The organism is Microbacterium sp. P5_B6, assembly GCF_056400345.1.
In genome coordinates this window covers 85,621-102,951 of the sequence record NZ_JBFULL010000009.1, presented here as the reverse complement: position 1 = coordinate 102,951, position 17,331 = coordinate 85,621, and the positions used below count along the sequence as shown (strand labels likewise).

The window sequence follows — 17,331 nt, the reverse complement described above, 5'->3', positions numbered from 1 at the left end:
GAGCGGATGCCGCCACCCGGCGGCGGCACACGGGCGGCGGCGCACTCCGCGAAAGCCGGTGCGCTTCCCCCTCTGATCGGGGCTTACTCGCTGTGCTCACAGAGACGGCTCTGCCTGCCGGTGTAATATGACCGCGCTCCTTCCCGTGGGTGAGGCACACGCGTGACAGCAGACGAAGATCCCGACACCGACCCGCAGGACGGCGCGGCGTCGCTCGTCGGCGAGCCGGAAATGCGCGAGGAATCCGCCTCCGACCGCCGCCTCGCCGAACTGTTCGCGCCGCTCACGCCGAGCGCCGAGCCGCGCTACGACGTCGAGGACGCAGCCGGCGACGGCGCCGCCGAGCAGCGCCTCGCCGCGCTGTTCGCGGGCCTGTCCACCGAGTCGCCCCCCGTCCGCGAGGGCATACCCGACTTCTCGTGGGACCCCCGGTCGGTGTCGCCCCCCGAGCCCGCATCCGGATCGTCGCGTCAGCCGGTGATGGAGACGGGGACCCCGACAGGAGAAGAGCAGTCGACACCGGATGCCGCGCCTTCGGCGAAGGTGGTGGATGGCTCGCCCGGGCCAGAGCGTGTGCCCCAGCCGGAGCCGGAGGGTGAGCCGCAGCCGCAGCAGCAGTCGCCTGTCCTCCCGGAGGCGGGGCCGGTGCCCCAGCCGGAGTCGGAGCCTGAGTCGGCCGCGGAGCTGGAGCCTGAGCCGGCCGCCCAGCTGGCGGCGGAGCCTCACGCGGAGCTGGAGCCGGAGCCTCGGGCCGAGATCGAGCCGGAGCCAGAGCCTCGGGCCGAGATCGAGCCGGAGCCAGAGCCTCAGGATCCCGTCCTCCCCGTGGCGGGGCCAGCGCTCGGGGCATCGGCACTCGCTCCGACTGCCCCCGCTGACGCGACTGCCGCCGGCGATACGGCGGGGGATGCACCGGCCGAGGGCCCGGGCAGTGAGGCACCCGCGGCCGACGCGGAGATCGACGACTCGCTGGCATGGCTTGAGCACCTGGTGGAGGAGCCTGCCGTCACCCCCCAGAAAGAGGCTGGGTTCACGACCGAAAAAGCGTCTGCCGGCAGCTGGCTCGAGACGATAGCTTCGGGCGGCGCGGTGCTGCCGGCCAGCCCAGTCCCCGCGGCGGTCGCAACCCCGGCGGCGGTCGGAGCGTCGAGTCACGCCCAGCCGAGTCAGGGGCAGCCGACTGACGTGCCCCCCCAGACGGTAGCCGCATCCGTCCCTCCGCGGCGTCGCGGCATCCGGGCGTGGAGCACACGCGTTCGCTGGTCGGTCGCCGTGTCGATCCTGCTGCTCATCGGCGTCGTGGCCGGGGGGTTCGCTTTCGCGCGGTCCGTAGCCGCCGACAACCTTGCCGCGCAGCAGCTCGCCGCGGCCGTCGATGACCTCGAGGCTGCGGAGGCGTACGCCACCGAGCCGCAATCGGTGCTCGACGCCGCAGTCGCTGAGTACGAAGCCACGGTCGAGACGGCGCGGGCAACGGCCGACAGCGCCGCGCCGCCGCTGGCGGCGATCGCCGGCATGGCTCCCCAGGAGGCGCTGGACGCGTCGAACGCGGCGCTCGCAGCCCTGAATGCGAAGCTGGCCGAGCCGGCGCTCGGCGACCTTCCCGAGCCGTACGAGCGCGGCGACGTCGACATGAGCGACATCGACGAGGTCGCGGCGGCGACCCAGAGCGCCCAGGACCATGAAGACCTTGTGGCCGCAGCGACCCGCGACGTGCGCGGTGCCCAGGCATCGCTGCAGCAGGCCCTCGACGCACTGCGTGCCGCGCAGGTCGCCCTGGGTGCATCGCTCCCCGACGCCGCAGCGGTGATCGTCGGCGAGAACCGGCGCGCGCTGCAGAGCTTCCGCGATGCGGTCACCGAGGCATCCGTCGCCGTGCCTGCCGCTCAGAACGCCGGCGGGTCAGGTGATGCCGAGATGCTCGCCTACGCGGCCGCGGTGACTGCGCTGCGCGCCGACCAGGCTCGCGCGGCAACCGGGGTGAAGCCGGTGACGCCGACCACCCGGAGCAGCCCCGCGCCGGTTCGCCCAGCGACCCCCGTGCCCGTGCCGGTGCCCGAGCCGGCACCGGCGCCCGTGCCGGAGCCGGACCCCGTGCCGACCCCTGACGTGCCGCCCGTGCCGACGCCGTAGGACGATTCGCCGGTGCCGACGCCGTAGGACGGTCCGCCCGCGCCGACGCCGTAGGACGGTCCGCCGGGGCCGACGCCGTAGGACGGTTCGCCCGTGCCGACGCCGTAGGACGGTTCGCCCGTGCCGACGCCGTAGGACGGTTCGCCCGCGCGGCGGCTCCCTTCGCCGGGGCTGCCACGAGGCGATAGAGCGTCAGGTCACCCGCAGGCGGTCTGCTCGATCGAGATGGGCGTCTTGCTCAGCATCGGCGTCGTGCGCACGTCGACCGGCGACAACGGCGTGGCCAGGCTCGCCCGATCGACCGTCGAGGTGAAGGTCACGGTGCGCGACTCCCCACGGGGGATGCCGACCGCGATCGTCTTCGCGGGCCGGTTCTGCTCGATTCCCGTCCGGACGAGGTTGCTCCAGTCGCCGTTCGAGGGCCGGCTTTCGACGATCTGCCCGCCGACCGGTCCGAAGAAGAGGACGTCCATGACGATCGTGTCGCGTGGCACTCCGAAGCGGGGACCGCGGATGTTGAGCGCGTAATCGCTGAGCCCGGACTCCGGGACGTCGGACTTCAGCGTGATCGAGGTGGTGATCGTGGCGGGACCGTCGCCTGTCGCACACGTGTCCGCGGTCACCTTCACACTGCTCGAGAGGTAGTAGTCCAGCTTCCCGTAGCCCGAGTCGTTGAGGAAGACGCCGACCTGCGCTCCCTTGGCGTTGTCGGAGACGAACGTCCCCGAGGCACCCTGCTCGACCGACATGGCCTGCTCGTCCTCACGGGTGAGCCACACCATCACGTGCTTCTGATCGACACCCTTGCCGATCGCATCGAGGAGGGCGAACGGAGCGCCCGTTCCCGAGACGACCCTCGCGAAGGTGCGGGTGACGGCATCCGCGAAGAAGACGTCCGATTCCTCCGGCCCGTACCGGTCGTACACCTCCTCGAGCATGACCCGCGGGGCGTTGCCCGCGTCGAGCTGCGTGCCGTCCGCGAGTCCGACGGGGCCGGTGGCCTCGAGCAGGAACGTCAGCGCCACCGGGTCCAGGGAGATGACCCCGTCGATCGTGCCGCCGATCTCCTTCTGCCACAGGCGCGACATGAGGTCGGCGCTCGTGGGGAAGTTGGGCGTGCGCGTGTAGTTCTGCATGCTGCGGATGGTGTCGCGCTCGTAGATGCCGAGCGCCTCCGGCGGCATGCCGGGGTCGAGGTTCCCGCCGTCGTCCGCCAGCTCGGTGGAGCTCGACAGGCGAGGGAGTGTGATTGCGCCGTTCTCGATGTGCAGCATCGCGAGGGACGCCGGGATGCCGCCCGTCGCCCGCGTCTCGGCGTTGTTCTGGAACATCAGGAGATAGTTGCGGGGTTCGTTCTGGCCGAGCACCCGCAGCGCCACCGGCAGCACCCGCTCCGCTTCGTTCAGCACGGGGGCGGCCTGGTCGAGCACGTCGACGATCTCGCCGATGGCGTCGTCCACCTGCGGCACGAGGTTTCCGCGGTTGATGTCCGCCACTTCCGCCTGCGCTGCGCCGACGGCATCACGCAGAGCGGGGATCATCGGCAGGGCCGCCTGGAAGGCGGACAGGTCGATGCGCCCGTCCTTGAGGCCGAGCTTGTTGATGTCGACGACGCCGAGGAGCTCGATGGCGGGAGGCAGCGCGTCGTCGACCAGGAGGTGCGCGGCCGCTGTCGTCTTGCGGACCGCCGAGAGGTTCTCCCCGAAGACCGGCACCTGCTCGACGAGGGTCCAGATGGGGTCGTCGGTCGCGGCCAGCGCGGCATCCGCGTGGGTCGTGAGCTCGACCGCGGCAGCTTCGAGTCCCGCGGTGTCGCGAGCCTGCGCCAGGCCGGGGATCGTCGCGACGACGGAGCGCGCCGCCGTGAGCTCGTCTCGCACGAGGAACGCGCGATCGGCGATGTGCTTGACCCCGATGGCGACCCCGACGAGGAGGCCGATGAGGGCAAGGAGGACGAGCAGCAGCACCCAGGGCCACACGCGGTGCTTCCGGCGAGGGGCGAGGTCCTCATCCTCGGGCGCGTACAGGTCGGCGAGGTCGTCGTCGACCTCGCGCGTCTCGCGCGTGGCGCGCCCGCCGCGCCTGCTCACAGGCGGCGCCGGAGTCGGCGTGCCGCCTTGAGGGTCCCCATCCCCAGGTATCACGTCCACAGCATAAGTGAGCGTCCCTGGGATCTCGCCCCCAGTAGAGCATGCGTGCCGACCGCGGCGGGATCCCTCAGGGAAGCGGGCGGTTTGGCCGCAGCATCCCGATGCCGTAAGCTTGCTCTTTGGTGTCCGGCTCAGCTGACCCGGCCCATACGAACGTGAGCCCTCCACTGGCGTGTTCCCCAGGGAACCACCCCGGAGTGGGATTCACGAACCTCTCCGTTCGATCAAGAAAGCAGCACTACTGTGACGCGCACTTACACCCCCAAGGCTGGTGAGACCCAGCGCGAGTGGCTGGTCATCGACGCGACTGACGTCGTCCTCGGCCGCCTCGCCTCGCACGCCGCGACCCTCCTCCGCGGCAAGCACAAGCCGACCTTCGCGAACCACATCGACACCGGTGACTTCGTCATCATCGTCAACGCCGAGAAGGTCGCCCTCACGGGCCAGAAGCTCGAGCAGAAGAAGGCCTACCGTCACTCGGGCTACCCGGGTGGCCTGAAGTCGGTCACTTACGCCGAGCTCCTCGAGAAGAACCCGGTCCGCGCGGTCGAGAAGGCCGTCCGCGGCATGCTCCCCAAGAACAGCCTGGGTGCCCAGCAGCTGACGAAGCTCAAGGTGTACCGCGGTGCCGAGCACCCGCACGCTGCCCAGCAGCCCAAGACGTACACCTTCGACCAGGTCGCCCAGTAAGCGCCGCACAGGATAAGGACAGACTCGTGGCGAACATCGAAGAAACCGAAACCAGCAACTACTCCACCGAGACCCCGGTCGACCAGACCGTCGTCGCCGCCGAGCGCCCCGTGCTCTCGGTCTCGGGCTCGGCCGTCGGCCGCCGCAAGGAGGCGATCGCCCGCGTGCGCATCGTCCCCGGCTCCGGCACGATCACCATCAACGGCCGCACGTTCGAGGACTACTTCCCGAACAAGCTGCACCAGCAGCTCGTGACCGACCCGTTCACGGTGCTCAACCTCACCGACGCGTACGACGTCATCGCGCGCATCTCGGGTGGTGGCCCCTCGGGCCAGGCCGGCGCCCTGCGCCTCGGCATCGCCCGCTCGCTGAACCAGATCGACGAAGAGAACAACCGTCCGACCCTCAAGAAGGCCGGCTTCCTCTCGCGCGACGCCCGCATCAAGGAGCGCAAGAAGGCCGGTCTCAAGAAGGCCCGCAAGGCGCCTCAGTACTCGAAGCGCTGATCGGCGCTCCGCTCCGTATGCCGCTTTTTGGCACGGACGGGGTGAGGGGGCTGGCCAACGGCCCCCTCACCGCCGATCTCGCACTGTCCCTGGCCCAGGCGACCGCCGTCGTCCTGGGCCAGGGTCGTTCCGCTCAGGCGCGCAAGGCCGCCGGGCGTCGCCCCACAGCGGTGGTCGCGCGCGACCCGCGGATCTCGGGCCACTTCCTGAGCGCCGCCGTCGAGGCAGGCCTCGCGTCCTCAGGTGTGGATGTGCTGGATGCCGGCACTCTCCCGACTCCGGCCGCCGCCTTCCTCATCGCCGATATCGACGCCGACTTCGGCGTGATGATCTCGGCCTCACACAACCCGGCCCCTGACAACGGCATCAAGATCTTCGCCCGCGGCGGTGTCAAGCTCCCCGACGTGGTCGAGCAGCGCATCGAAGCCGCCATGTCCGGCCCCAAGCTGCAGCCCACCGGCGGCGATGTCGGCCGCATCGCGCGCTTCGCCGACGCCGAGGACCGCTACGTCCTCCACCTGCTCGCCTCGCTGCCGCATCGCCTCGATGGCATCCACGTCGTGCTCGACTGCGCGCACGGCGCGGCATCCGGGGTCTCGCCCGAGACATTCAAGGATGCGGGCGCCCGTGTGACCGTGATCGGCGCGGACCCCGACGGCATGAACATCAACGACGGGGTCGGCTCGACCCACCTCGACTCGCTCGCCGAGCATGTCGTGCGCGTCGGAGCCGACGTCGGCATCGCCCACGACGGCGACGCCGACCGCTGCCTCGCCGTGGATGCTTCCGGCAAGGTCGTCGACGGCGACCAGATCATGGCGATCCTCGCCGTCTCCATGAAAGAGCGCGGCCAGCTCAAGGACGACACGCTCGTCGCGACCGTCATGAGCAATCTCGGCCTGCACCGGGCGATGGCGCAGCAGGGCATCCAGGTCCTGCAGACCGCTGTCGGTGACCGCTATGTGCTCGAGGCGATGAACGAGGGCGCGTTCACGCTGGGCGGCGAGCAGTCCGGCCACGTCATCATGAGCGATTACGCCACGACCGGGGACGGCCTGCTGACGGGCCTGCACCTGGTCGCAGAGATGGCGCGGAAGGGCAAGACCCTCGCCGAACTCGCTTCCGTGATGACGGTCTATCCCCAGGTGCTCATCAACGTGCGCGACGTCGATCGCGATGGCGTCGGCTCGGACGAAATGCTGACGGATGCTGTCGCCGCGGCCACCGCCGAGCTCGGCGAGAGCGGGCGGGTGCTGCTGCGGGCAAGCGGCACCGAGCCTCTCGTGCGGGTCATGGTCGAGGCATCCGATGCCGGTGCCGCCCAGGAGATCGCCGACCGGCTCGCGGGTGTCGTGCGGGAGCGGCTCGCGCTGTAACTCCGGGCCTCCGACGTGGATGGGCCGGTACCCCGCCCATCACCGCCGAATCCACCCGTTCTTCGCGAGTCCACCGACGTGGGCGCGCAGAACCGGGTGGTTTGGCGTGCGGTGTGTGGATTCGACGACAGCGCGGTGACGCCACCACCGGGGGTGCCCGGCCTCAGCCCCAGGACATCGACTCCGTGTAGCGCAGCAGCACCCCTTCGCGCAGCGCCCAGGGGCTCACTTCCAGCTCGTCCACCTTGAGCGCCGTCATCGCCGCGTGCAGCACGACCGCGCCCGCGACGATCTGCAGCGCGCGGTCGGCCGTGATCCCCGGCAGCTCCTGCCGCGCCGCCGCGGGGATGCGCGCGAGGCGCGGAATCCACGAGCCCAGGGCGGCGCGGGGGAGCAGCATCCGGTCGCTTCCCGACCAGCCGGGCATAGGGTCGCCGGCGAGCTTCGCGAGTGAGCGGATCGCCTTCGACGATCCCACGACATGGTCGGGTCGGGGCTGCGCGAGGAACTGCTCGACGACCGGCGCGAGCATCGAGCGCGTGTGAGCGCGCAGCTGGTCGACCGCGTCGAGGCCGGGCGGGTCGTCAGGGAGGAACTCGATCGTCATCCGCCCTGCGCCGAGGGGGACGGATGCCGCCACCTCGGGCAGCTCGTCGCTTCCGGCCGCGAGCTCCAGCGAGCCGCCGCCGATGTCGAACAGGAGGATCTGGCCCGCAGACCACCCGAACCAGCGGCGCACCGCCAGGAAGGTGAAGCGGGCCTCGGATTCACCGCCGAGCACCTGGAGCTCCTGGCCCAGCGCCTCCTCGATCCGGGCGATGACCTCGGGGCCGTTCGTCGCCTCGCGCACCGCGGATGTCGCGGTCGCCAGCAGCTCATCGACCTTCTCGGCCGCCGCGACGTCGCGGGCGCGGGTCACCGCCTCGACGAGCGCCGTCACGCCCTCATCGCTGATCGAGCCGTCCGGCGTCAGGTAGCGCATGAGGCGCAGCACCGTCCGCTCGCTCGTGGTGGCGAGCGGCCTGCCGCCCGGCCGGGCGTCGGCGACGAGCAGATGGACGGTGTTCGAACCGATGTCGAGGACTCCCAGGCGCACGGCTTCAGGCTAGCGGGCAGGGTGCTGGGCGCGGGGCCGGGAGCGGCATCCGTCCCACCCGATACGATGTGGGGGATGTTCGCCGACGACGCAGCGACCCTGACCCAGGTCCTCTCGCTCTATCGCGAGATTCCCCGCGCGGAGTGGGCGCGGCTGGCAGCGGGTATCGCGCAGCCTCTCACCGAGACCGAGATCGTGCAGCTTCGCGGTCTGGGCGACCGCCTCGACATGGCCGAGGTGTCGTCGGTGTACGTGCCCCTGTCGCGGCTGCTGTCGCTGTACGCGGAGGCCACGAAGCGGCTCGGGGCCGAGACATCCGGGTTCCTGGGCGAAGCCGACACGACGACGCCGTTCATCGTCGGCGTCGCCGGATCGGTCGCCGTCGGGAAGTCGACGATCGCGCGCCTGCTCCGGGAGCTCACGAGCCGCTGGCCCGGCACTCCGCGGGTGGAGCTCGTCACAACCGACGGCTTCCTCTACCCGAATGCCGAACTCGAGCGCCGGGGGCTGATGGACCGCAAGGGCTTCCCCGAGTCGTACGACCGCCGGGCGCTCGTGTCGTTCCTCACCGAGGTCAAGAGCGGTGCGGCCGAAGTGCGCGCTCCCTATTACTCGCACATGCGGTACGACATCGTTCCGGATGCCTCGATCAGCGTGCGCCGCCCCGACATCGTCATCGTCGAGGGGCTCAACGTACTCCAGCCCCCGCCCACCCCCAACGACGTGGCGGTGAGCGACCTGTTCGACTTCTCGATCTATGTCGACGCGGATGCCGAGCACATCGCGCAGTGGTACGTCGACCGGTTCCTCGCCCTGCGCCGGGGCGCGTTCAGCAACCCGAACTCGTTCTTCAACGTCTTCGCCGACCTCACCGACGACGAGGCCGTCGAGCGTGCCATGGGCTTCTGGAACACGATCAACCTCCCGAACCTCGAGGAGAACGTGCTGCCCACCCGCCACCGTGCGAGTCTCGTGCTGCAGAAGGCCGCGAACCACACGGTCGAGTCGGTGCTGCTCCGCAAACTCTGAGCCGGGCTGGGTGCTGCGAGCTCGGGTGCGCGAGCTGCCTGCGCGGTTCTGCGGCAGCATCCGTCCTGGTCCATCGGGGGCACCCCCTCCCCGCGCAGTCCTGGCATCACCGCGCGCCTGGGCACAGGTCAACCACGGATCTGCAGGGCGGATCGGGCCGAATCGTCCTGCACACGCGTGGTTGACCTGTCGATCGGGCGCGCGGCGAAGGGCTGACCAGGGCCAGGGGATGCCGAGCCAGCCGACCCGCGCCGCCGACGTTTGTTCAGGCTCTGCACCAAACCCGCCGCCTACGATTGGGGGCATGTGTGGAATCGTCGGATACGTGGGCCCGCGCCAGAGTCAGGCCATTCTTCTCGCGGGGCTGGCCCGTCTCGAGTACCGGGGATATGACTCCGCCGGCATCGCCGTCATCGACGGAGACGGCGGCCTCGGCATGCGCAAGAAGGCCGGCAAGCTGAAGATGCTGCGCGACGACCTGTCGTCGTCGCCGCTGTCTGACGGCACCACCGGAATCGGTCACACGCGCTGGGCGACCCACGGTGGACCCACCGACGCGAATGCCCACCCGCACCTGGCCGACGACGACAAGCTGGCCGTCATCCACAACGGCATCATCGAAAACTTCTCCGAGATCAAGGCGGAACTGGTCGCGGAGGGCTACTCGTTCCGCAGCGAGACCGACACCGAGGTGGCCGCCGTCCTGCTGGGCCGTGAGTATCGCGCGCACGGCGGCGACCTCGTGGCGGCCTTCCGGACGACCGTGGGGCGGCTGGACGGCGCGTTCACCCTGCTCGCCATGCACGAGGACAACCCCGGCCTCGTCGTCGGCGCGCGTCGCAACTCGCCGCTCGTGATCGGGCTCGGCGAGGGCGAGAACTTCCTCGCCTCGGACGTCGCCGCCTTCGTCGAGCACACCCGGCGCGCCCTGGCGATCGGCCAGGACGAGATCGTCGCGATCACGCCCGACGGCGTCACGGTCACCGACTTCACCGGCGAGCCCGTCGATGTCGAGCCTTTCGAGGTGCTGTGGGATGCCGGCGCCGCCGACAAGGGCGGCTGGTCGTCGTTCATGGCCAAGGAGGTGTCGGAAGAGCCAGAGGCCGTCGCGAACACGATTCGCGGCCGCATCCGTGATGGTGCGGTCGTCATCCCGGAGCTCGATGGCCTCGACGAGCTGTTCGAGGGCATCAACCGGGTCATCATCATCGCCTGCGGGACGGCTGCATACGCCGGCCTGGTGGGCAAGTACGCGCTCGAGCAGTGGACGCGTGTTCCCGTCGACGTGGAGCTGGCGCACGAGTTCCGCTATCGCGATCCGGTGATCGGCGCGGACACCCTCGTGGTTTCGATCAGCCAGTCCGGCGAGACCATGGACACGCTCATGGCGGTGAAGTACGCGCGGGAGCGCGGGGCGCGCACGCTTTCGATCTGCAACACCCAGGGGGCGACGATTCCGYGGGAGTCGGACGCGATCGTCTACACCCACGCCGGTCCCGAGGTGGCGGTCGCTTCGACGAAGGCTTTCGTCGCGCAGATCACCGCGCTCTACCTCCTCGCGCTGCACGTCGGCCGCATCCGCGGCGCGCTGTCGCCGACGGAGGTCGCCCAGCAGGTGCTGGAGCTCGAAGCAGTTCCGTCGAAGATCCAGCGGATCCTCGACAACGAGCAGTCCCGCATCGAGCAGTTCGCGCACTGGATGGCCGACACGCGATCGGTGCTGTTCCTCGGCCGGCACGTGGGGTACCCCATCGCGCTCGAGGGCGCGCTCAAGCTCAAGGAGATCTCGTACATCCACGCGGAGGGCTTCGCCGCGGGCGAGCTGAAGCACGGCCCCATCGCGCTCATCGAGCCCGGTCAGCCGGTCTTCGTGATCGTGCCGTCGCCGCGGGAGTCGGCTCTGCTGCACTCCAAGGTCGTCTCGAACATCCAGGAGATCCGTGCGCGCGGCGCACGGATCATCGCGGTGGCCGAAGAGGGCGACGCCGCCGTGCTGCCCTTCGCGGACGAGGTGCTGCACATCCCGCTCGCGGGACCGCTGTTCGAGCCGCTGCTCGCTGTCGTCCCGCTGCACATCTTCGCGATGGGTCTGGCGACCGCGAAGGGGCTGGACGTCGACCAGCCGCGCAACCTCGCGAAGTCCGTCACCGTCGAGTAAGCCGCGCGGTTGGCCGCGTCCGCCGTCGCGTCCTCGCGCGTCCCGTCCTCGCGCCGCGTCCCCCGTGGACTCGTGGACTGGCGTTGGCTCACTGCCCGCGCCGTGCGGCTTCGCGTCCCGCGGCCTGCGGCTTCGCGTCCTCGTGGACTGGCGTCCTCGCGCGTCGCGTCCTCGCGTCCCCGTGGACTGGCGTTGGCTCACTGCCCGCGCCGTGCGGCTTCGCGTCCTGCCGCCTGCGGCTTCGCGTCCCGGGGCCTCGCGTCGGACTCGCGAACCCATGAGTTCTTGCCGAAACCACGGGAAACAGAAGATGGATTCGGCAGCTGCGCATGGGTTCGCGAGTCCGTCGGTAGGCTGACGGATGCCGCGGGCCGCGGCTTCGGGAGGGTGAGATGATCGTCGGGATCGGCGTCGACCTCGTTGACATCGGGCGCTTCGAGCGGACGATCGAGCGCACCCCGAGACTCGTCGAGCGGCTGTTCTCGCCGGCGGAACGCCTGCGTCCGCCCCGATCGCTCGCCGCACGGTATGCCGCCAAGGAAGCGCTCATCAAGGCGCTCGGCGGCTCGGACGGCCTGCACTGGACAGAGATCGAGATCACGCCCGAGGAGTCGGGACGCCCCTGGTTCACCCTGACGGGATCGACCGCCTCCACCGTCGCCGAGCGGGGGATCACCACCCTGCATCTGTCGATGTCCCATGACGGGGGATTCGCGACCGCGTACGTCATCGCGGAGGCTCTCGGGTCCGAGGGTTCGACGGACGGTGCCGCATGAGCCGGCTGCCCGATGGCGTCCTGCGGGAGGCGACCGTCGACGTCGGCGCGATCACCGCGAACGTCCGGCACCTCCGGCGCCTGACCGGCGCCGAGGTCATCGCGGTGGTCAAAGCCGACGGCTACGGTCACGGGGCGGTCCGCAGTGCGGCCGCGGCGCTCGAGGGCGGCGCGGCCAGACTCGGCGTCGCCGACATCGGCGAGGCGCTCGCGCTGCGACGCGGGGGCATCTCGGCGCCGATCCTGGCATGGCTCCACGCACCTCGCGCCAACTTCCGTGAGGCGGCAGGCGCGGGCATCGAGCTGGGGATCTCGAGCTTCGATCAGCTGCTGCAGGCGGCGGCTGCGGCATCCGTCAATCGTCCGGTCGGCGTGCACCTCAAGCTCGAGACGGGGCTCGGGCGCAACGGCATCGCGCCCGAGGACTTCCGGGTCGTCTTCGCCGAGGCCGCACGGCTGGAGCGCATCGGCAAACTGCGCGTGGTCGGGCTGTTCAGCCACCTCTCGAACACCTCCGATGACGACGATCGGGCCGCGCTCGCCCTCTTCGACGACGGCGTCGCCGTTGCAGCATCCGTCGGTCTCGCGCCGCAGCTGCGTCACATCGCGGCCTCGCACGCCGCTATCGCGCTCCCCGAGGCACGCCTCGGCTGCGTGCGTCTCGGCGTGTCGATCTACGGGCTGTCGCCGTTCGACGACCGCGACTCGGGCGACCTCGGGCTGCGCCCGGCGATGACGCTGCGCGCTCCGGTTGCGGCCGTCCGGCGAGTGCAGGGGGACCACGGCGTGTCGTACGGCTACACCTACCGCACCGAGGGCGACACCACTCTGGCGCTGGTGCCGCTGGGCTATGCCGACGGGGTGCCCAGGTCGGCGTCGGGCGGTGGGCCGGTGTGGATCGGCGGTCAGCGCTTCCGCGTCGCGGGGCGCATCGCGATGGATCAGTTCGTCGTCGACGTCGGCGATCAGCCGGTCGCGGTCGGCGATGAAGCCGTGCTCTTCGGCGATCCGACGCTCGGCTTTCCTTCGGCGGGCGAATGGGCGGATGCCGCGGGCACGATCAACTACGAGATCGTGACGCGCATCGGGCCACGGGTGCCGCGCCGGCAGGTCTCGGCGTGACGCCCTTTCGGCAATCCGATCTGCACAACTCCTTCAGATCGGGCAGGGAGCTCGTCACGTGGATCGCATGTCGCGCGGAGCGCGTGGAATCGAAGGAGTTCTGCAGGGGATGGTTCGGGTGAGCGGCCTGGAGAGTGTCGAGGGCCGGCGCGAGATCGCCTCGCCGGACGACATGGAGCAGTTCGGAGAGCAGCTCGGGCGGATGCTGCGCCCCGGCGACCTGGTCGTGCTCACGGGACCCCTCGGCGCCGGAAAGACGACACTCACGAGGGGCATCGCTGCGGGACTCGGTGTGCGCGGACCGGTCCAGAGTCCTACGTTCGTCCTCGCCCGGACGCATCCGTCACTCATCGGAGGTCCGCCCCTCGTGCACGTCGACGCGTACCGCCTGGGGTCTTCCGCCGAACTCGACGATCTGGACATCGATCTGGAGCGGTCGGTGGTCATCGTGGAGTGGGGCCGAGGCATGGTCGACGCACTGGTCGACTCGTGGTGGGAGATCGAACTCGAACGCGAGTGGGGCGGAGCGGGGCTCGACACGGCGTGCGGCGGGAGCGGGCCGGCCGCGGCGGAGCTCGATGCCGACGCGCCTCGCGCGGTGACGGTGTCGCGGCGGCCGTAGGGCGGGCTCTGCACGTCGCTCGCCGCTGATGAGCCGCGCGAAGTTCGGACGAACGCGCCAACTTCGCAGGGATTGGGCTGGATCGTCCGAAGTTGGCGCACTGCTCCGAAGTCTGTGAGCAGGCCCCCCCTCGCGGCCAAACCCGGTACCTCGCTCGCCCTCGGTGCGGCGCGCGAAGTTGCGGCGCCAAGTTCGGAGAAACGCGCCAACTTCGCAGGGATTGGGCTGGATCGTCCGAAGTTCGCGCAATACTCCGAAGTCTGTGAGCAGGACCCACCCCTCGCGGCGAAACTCGGGACGCCGCTCGTCCTCCGTGCGGCGCGCGAAGTTGCGGCGCGAAGTCCGGAGAAACGCGCCAGATCGGATGGATCGGACTGGATCGTCCGAAGTTCGCGCAATACTCTGAAGTTGGTGAGCAGGATGTGCGGGCACGGAGAGCGCGGCCCTGAGAAGTCCGGGTCCTGAGGTTCAGGCGAGGCCGACGCCGGAGCCCCGGCTACCCTGGACAGGTGATCCTCGGCATCGACACCTCCCTCGGCACGGGCGTCGCCGTCGTCGAACCGGACGGAGTCGTGCGGTCGCAGCTGGAGAGCACCGACCCGCGTGGACACGCCGAGGTCATCGGCGGACTGATCGAGCGGGCGCTGGCCGAGGCATCCATTCGTCCCCGCGACATCACATATGTCGCCGCCGGCATGGGCCCCGGTCCGTTCACCGGACTCCGAGTCGGGATCGCCGCAGCCCGCGCCTTCGCGCTGGCGCGCGGCATCCCGGTCATCCCCGTGGTGAGCCATGACGCGGTCGCGCTGGATGCTCTGATGCAGGCTGCGCTCAGGGGCGAGCTCGACGATGCCGAGCGCTTCGCGGTCGTCACGGATGCGCGACGCCGCGAGGTGGCCTTCACGGTCTACCAGGGTCTGGACGACGAGGGGCTTCCGGTGCGGGTGTCCGAGCCCGCGCTCGCGCTGCGGGATCAGGTCGATGCCGTCCTCGACCTCGCTGAAGCGCGGCGCCGGGATGCCGAGCGGATTCCGGCGGCGATGGTGGCGCTCGCCGCAGCGCGGGGGATGGCCGCGGGCCGAACGATCGGCCCTCACGACGCCCTCTATCTGCGCGCGCCCGATGTGACCCTCTCGGCCGGACCCAAGCGCGTCACGCCTGCGGGAGGGGCGGCATGACCCTGCGCACCGCGACCCCGGACGACCTCGACGCGATCATGGCGCTCGAGCGCGCCTCGTTCCCGACCGACGCCTGGTCGAGTGCGATGATGCGCGAAGAGCTCTCGTCGCCGCACGGCCACTACCTGGTCGACGAAGAGGCGGGACGATTGCTCGGCTACGCGGGGCTGCGTGCCCCGCGCGGAGCGAGGGATGCCGACATCCAGACGATCGCGATCGCCGAGGCCGCACGGGGCCGGGGACGCGGCCGCGTGATCCTCGAGGCGCTGCTCGCCGAGGCATCCGCCCGCCGCGTCCACGATGTGTTCCTCGAGGTGCGCGCCGACAACCCCGTCGCGCAGGCGCTCTATGCCTCCGAGGGATTCACCGAAGTCGGCCGGCGCCCGCGCTACTACCAGCCGGACGACGTCGATGCGGTCGTGATGCGTCTCGACGTCGCCGGCTGGGCGGCCCATCGCGGGGCGGCGTCTTCGGCGGCGTCGGAGAAATCGCCCGATGTCGGAGCGAATCCGGCCTTCGCGCCGAATGAAGACCGAATCTCCGACGGCGATGCGGTCGGCGCCGCGACGACCACCCCCGCGGCCGAGGCAGCGGCTCCGAGCGGCGCCGCCTGGCAGGGCGGAGTGTGCACATGACCGGGCGCGAGCAGCCGCACGAGCCGCTGGTGCTCGGCATCGAGACGAGCTGCGACGAGACCGGGATCGGGATCGTGCGGGGTCGCACCCTCCTGAGCAACACCATCGCCAGCAGCATGGACGAGCACGCGCGCTACGGCGGAGTCGTGCCCGAGGTCGCCGCGCGAGCGCACCTGGAGGCCCTGCAGCCGTCCATCGAGGCCGCGCTCGCCGAAGCGGGCGTCACTCTCGCCGAGATGGACGCGGTCGCGGTGACGAGCGGCCCCGGCCTCGCGGGAGCGCTCATGGTCGGCGTCGGCGCGGCGAAGGCGCTCGCCGTCTCGCTCGAACGCCCCCTCTACGCCGTGAACCATCTCGTCGGGCACATCGCCGCCGACATCCTGGATGCCGATGCCCCACCGCTCGAGTACCCCACGGTCGCCCTGCTCGTCAGCGGCGGGCACACGTCGCTCCTGCTCGTCCGCGACCTCACGACCGACGTCGAACTCCTGGGCGAGACGATGGATGACGCGGCCGGCGAGGCCTTCGACAAGATCGCGCGCATCCTCGGGCTGCCCTACCCCGGCGGCCCGCAGATCGACCGGGCTGCGGCATCCGGCGATCCCGAGGCGATCCGGTTCCCTCGGGGATTGTCACGTGCGTCGGACATGGCCAAGAACCGCTACGACTTCTCGTTCTCCGGCCTCAAGACGGCGGTTGCGCGATGGGTCGAGCAGCGCGAAGCGGCCGGCGACGTGGTTCCCGTTGCGGATGTCGCGGCATCCTTCCGGGAGGCCGTCGTCGACGTGCTCGTCACGAAGGCCCTCGCCGCGTGCGCGGACTACGGCGTGCCCCGTCTGCTGCTCGGCGGCGGCGTGATCGCGAACAAGCGCCTGCGCGATGTGGCGATCGAGCGAGCGGATGCCGCGGGCGTGACTGTCCGCGTCCCTCCGCTGTCGCTCTGCACCGACAACGGCGCGATGATCGCGGCCCTCGCGTCCGAGCTCATCATGGCGGGCCGGCGACCGTCCACCCTCGACTTCGGGGCCGACTCGACGCTGCCCGTGACGGAGATCCAGGTCGGGGAGTCGGCAGAGGCGGCGGCGTGAGCACTCCGGCTGAAGGTGCGATTCCGGGCCCGGATGCCGGCCCCTCGGCCGCGCCCAGCCCCTCGACCCCCGCGAGCGAGCCCCGCCCGGCGCCGGGGAGCGCGGCAGCTTCTTCGACCCCCCCGAGCGAGCCCGTCCCGGATGCCGGCCCCTCGGCCGCGCCCAGCCCCTCGACCCCCGCGAGCGAGCCCCGCCCGGCGCCGGGGAGCGCCGCAGCTTCTTCGACCCCGCCGAGCGAGCCCGTGCCGCCCGTCGCAGCCGAAACGGATACGGTCCTCCCCGGAGCGCACCGCGGCGGCTTTCAGCGCCTGCCGACGGCTCCGCTGCCGATCACTTCGGTGTCAGCGCCCGCCGACCCCGACGGGGAGCAGCCCGAACCGGTCATGCAGTGGCTTATGCCGGAGCCCGCCCAGCCGGCACGAGGGTGGGCCGGCTGGGCGCTGGCCTTCGCGATCCTCGCGCTGATCGCGTCGCTGTTCGTGGGGTGGGGGTTTCCGCTGGGGATCGTCGCGATCGTCTCCGCGATCCTCGCGCTGCGCCGACCCGTCGAGAGCCGCGCGATGGCGATCTGGGCGATCGTGCTCGGCGCGGTTTCGATCATCTACAGCGCCGGCTGGCTCGTCTTCGCCGGGATGACCGCGGGCCTCATCGGCTGAGCCGCGCTCAGTGCAATCGCAGAGCGCTGCAGATCCCTGCGAGCGCTCCATCGAAGTGTGGCGCGCTCGCAGTAAGCCACCGCGGCCGGCTCCGCCAGCGCACGAGCCCACCAGCGC

Annotated in this window: 15 protein-coding genes; 13 read left to right on the top strand and 2 right to left on the bottom strand. The window is 70.8% G+C overall.

Annotated features, from left to right (window positions below):
* The first annotated feature begins 162 nt into the window (after positions 1-162).
* Positions 163-2,133 carry a hypothetical protein gene (locus AC1DP3_RS13685; protein WP_477294140.1) on the top strand — a complete coding sequence of 657 codons (1,971 nt, stop codon included), beginning with the start codon at positions 163-165 and terminating at the stop codon, positions 2,131-2,133.
* Between the two features lie 197 nt (positions 2,134-2,330).
* Here AC1DP3_RS13685 and AC1DP3_RS13680 read toward each other — a convergent pair whose 3' ends face one another.
* Complete coding sequence (locus AC1DP3_RS13680; RefSeq protein ID WP_477294138.1) at positions 2,331-4,223, bottom strand: DUF4012 domain-containing protein; 1,893 nt, start codon at positions 4,221-4,223, stop codon at positions 2,331-2,333.
* A gap of 303 nt (positions 4,224-4,526) precedes the next feature.
* Between AC1DP3_RS13680 and rplM the strand changes: the two genes are divergently transcribed.
* From rplM to glmM, 3 genes are read left to right on the top strand one after another with little or no spacing between them, the layout of a single operon-like run.
* Complete coding sequence (gene rplM, locus AC1DP3_RS13675; RefSeq protein WP_477294136.1) at positions 4,527-4,973, top strand: 50S ribosomal protein L13; 447 nt, start codon at positions 4,527-4,529, stop codon at positions 4,971-4,973.
* 26 nt (positions 4,974-4,999) lie between these two features.
* The gene (gene rpsI / locus AC1DP3_RS13670) at positions 5,000-5,479 is read left to right on the top strand and encodes a 30S ribosomal protein S9 (protein WP_477294134.1); all 480 of its coding nucleotides are present in this window, start codon (positions 5,000-5,002) and stop codon (positions 5,477-5,479) included.
* Between the two features lie 17 nt (positions 5,480-5,496).
* On the top strand, positions 5,497-6,855 hold the full coding sequence (gene glmM, locus AC1DP3_RS13665; protein WP_477294132.1) for a phosphoglucosamine mutase: 1,359 nt from the start codon (positions 5,497-5,499) through the stop codon (positions 6,853-6,855).
* Positions 6,856-7,018: 163 nt separating this feature from the next.
* On the opposite strand, the gene AC1DP3_RS13660 is transcribed toward glmM, so the two are convergent.
* Positions 7,019-7,951 (bottom strand): Ppx/GppA phosphatase family protein, encoded by a 933-nt coding sequence (locus AC1DP3_RS13660; RefSeq protein ID WP_477294130.1) that lies wholly within the window; start codon positions 7,949-7,951, stop codon positions 7,019-7,021.
* Between the two features lie 75 nt (positions 7,952-8,026).
* On the opposite strand from AC1DP3_RS13660, the gene coaA reads away from it, so the two are divergent.
* The 9 genes from coaA (at position 8,027) to AC1DP3_RS13615 (ending at position 17,214) form a co-directional block, all read left to right on the top strand.
* Complete coding sequence (gene coaA / locus AC1DP3_RS13655; protein WP_477294129.1) at positions 8,027-8,980, top strand: type I pantothenate kinase; 954 nt, start codon at positions 8,027-8,029, stop codon at positions 8,978-8,980.
* Between the two features lie 304 nt (positions 8,981-9,284).
* The gene (gene glmS / locus AC1DP3_RS13650) at positions 9,285-11,138 is read left to right on the top strand and encodes a glutamine--fructose-6-phosphate transaminase (isomerizing) (RefSeq protein WP_477294127.1); all 1,854 of its coding nucleotides are present in this window, start codon (positions 9,285-9,287) and stop codon (positions 11,136-11,138) included.
* A gap of 392 nt (positions 11,139-11,530) precedes the next feature.
* Positions 11,531-11,914: a holo-ACP synthase gene (locus AC1DP3_RS13645; protein WP_477294126.1), complete on the top strand. Its 384-nt coding sequence runs from the start codon at positions 11,531-11,533 to the stop codon at positions 11,912-11,914.
* Positions 11,911-13,035, top strand: a complete 1,125-nt coding sequence (gene alr / locus AC1DP3_RS13640) for an alanine racemase (protein WP_477294124.1) — start codon at positions 11,911-11,913, stop codon at positions 13,033-13,035. Before AC1DP3_RS13645 ends, alr begins: the two co-directional genes overlap by 4 nt.
* 109 nt (positions 13,036-13,144) lie before the next feature.
* The gene (tsaE, locus tag AC1DP3_RS13635; RefSeq protein ID WP_477294122.1) at positions 13,145-13,657 is read left to right on the top strand and encodes a tRNA (adenosine(37)-N6)-threonylcarbamoyltransferase complex ATPase subunit type 1 TsaE; all 513 of its coding nucleotides are present in this window, start codon (positions 13,145-13,147) and stop codon (positions 13,655-13,657) included.
* A 509-nt stretch (positions 13,658-14,166) separates the two neighbouring features.
* A complete protein-coding gene (gene tsaB / locus AC1DP3_RS13630) occupies positions 14,167-14,835 on the top strand; it encodes a tRNA (adenosine(37)-N6)-threonylcarbamoyltransferase complex dimerization subunit type 1 TsaB (RefSeq protein WP_477294120.1) in 669 nt (222 codons plus the stop codon).
* Positions 14,832-15,470 (top strand): ribosomal protein S18-alanine N-acetyltransferase, encoded by a 639-nt coding sequence (gene rimI / locus AC1DP3_RS13625; protein WP_477294119.1) that lies wholly within the window; start codon positions 14,832-14,834, stop codon positions 15,468-15,470. Before tsaB ends, rimI begins: the two co-directional genes overlap by 4 nt.
* A complete protein-coding gene (gene tsaD / locus AC1DP3_RS13620; protein ID WP_477294117.1) occupies positions 15,467-16,558 on the top strand; it encodes a tRNA (adenosine(37)-N6)-threonylcarbamoyltransferase complex transferase subunit TsaD in 1,092 nt (363 codons plus the stop codon). The genes rimI and tsaD overlap by 4 nt, the downstream gene beginning before the upstream one ends.
* A complete protein-coding gene (locus AC1DP3_RS13615) occupies positions 16,555-17,214 on the top strand; it encodes a DUF4190 domain-containing protein (RefSeq protein ID WP_477294115.1) in 660 nt (219 codons plus the stop codon). Before tsaD ends, AC1DP3_RS13615 begins: the two co-directional genes overlap by 4 nt.
* Positions 17,215-17,331: the final 117 nt, after the last annotated feature.

Excerpts from the sequence above, each read along its gene's own strand:
- alr (WP_477294124.1), top strand. The coding sequence starts at position 11,911 with ATGAGCCGGCTGCCCGATGGCGTCCTGCGGGAGGCGACCGTCGACGTC.
- glmM (WP_477294132.1), top strand. The coding sequence starts at position 5,497 with ATGCCGCTTTTTGGCACGGACGGGGTGAGGGGGCTGGCCAACGGCCCC.
- tsaE (WP_477294122.1), top strand. The coding sequence starts at position 13,145 with ATGGTTCGGGTGAGCGGCCTGGAGAGTGTCGAGGGCCGGCGCGAGATC.
- tsaD (WP_477294117.1), top strand. The coding sequence starts at position 15,467 with ATGACCGGGCGCGAGCAGCCGCACGAGCCGCTGGTGCTCGGCATCGAG.
- rimI (WP_477294119.1), top strand. The coding sequence starts at position 14,832 with ATGACCCTGCGCACCGCGACCCCGGACGACCTCGACGCGATCATGGCG.
- AC1DP3_RS13645 (WP_477294126.1), top strand. The coding sequence starts at position 11,531 with ATGATCGTCGGGATCGGCGTCGACCTCGTTGACATCGGGCGCTTCGAG.
- coaA (WP_477294129.1), top strand. The coding sequence starts at position 8,027 with ATGTTCGCCGACGACGCAGCGACCCTGACCCAGGTCCTCTCGCTCTAT.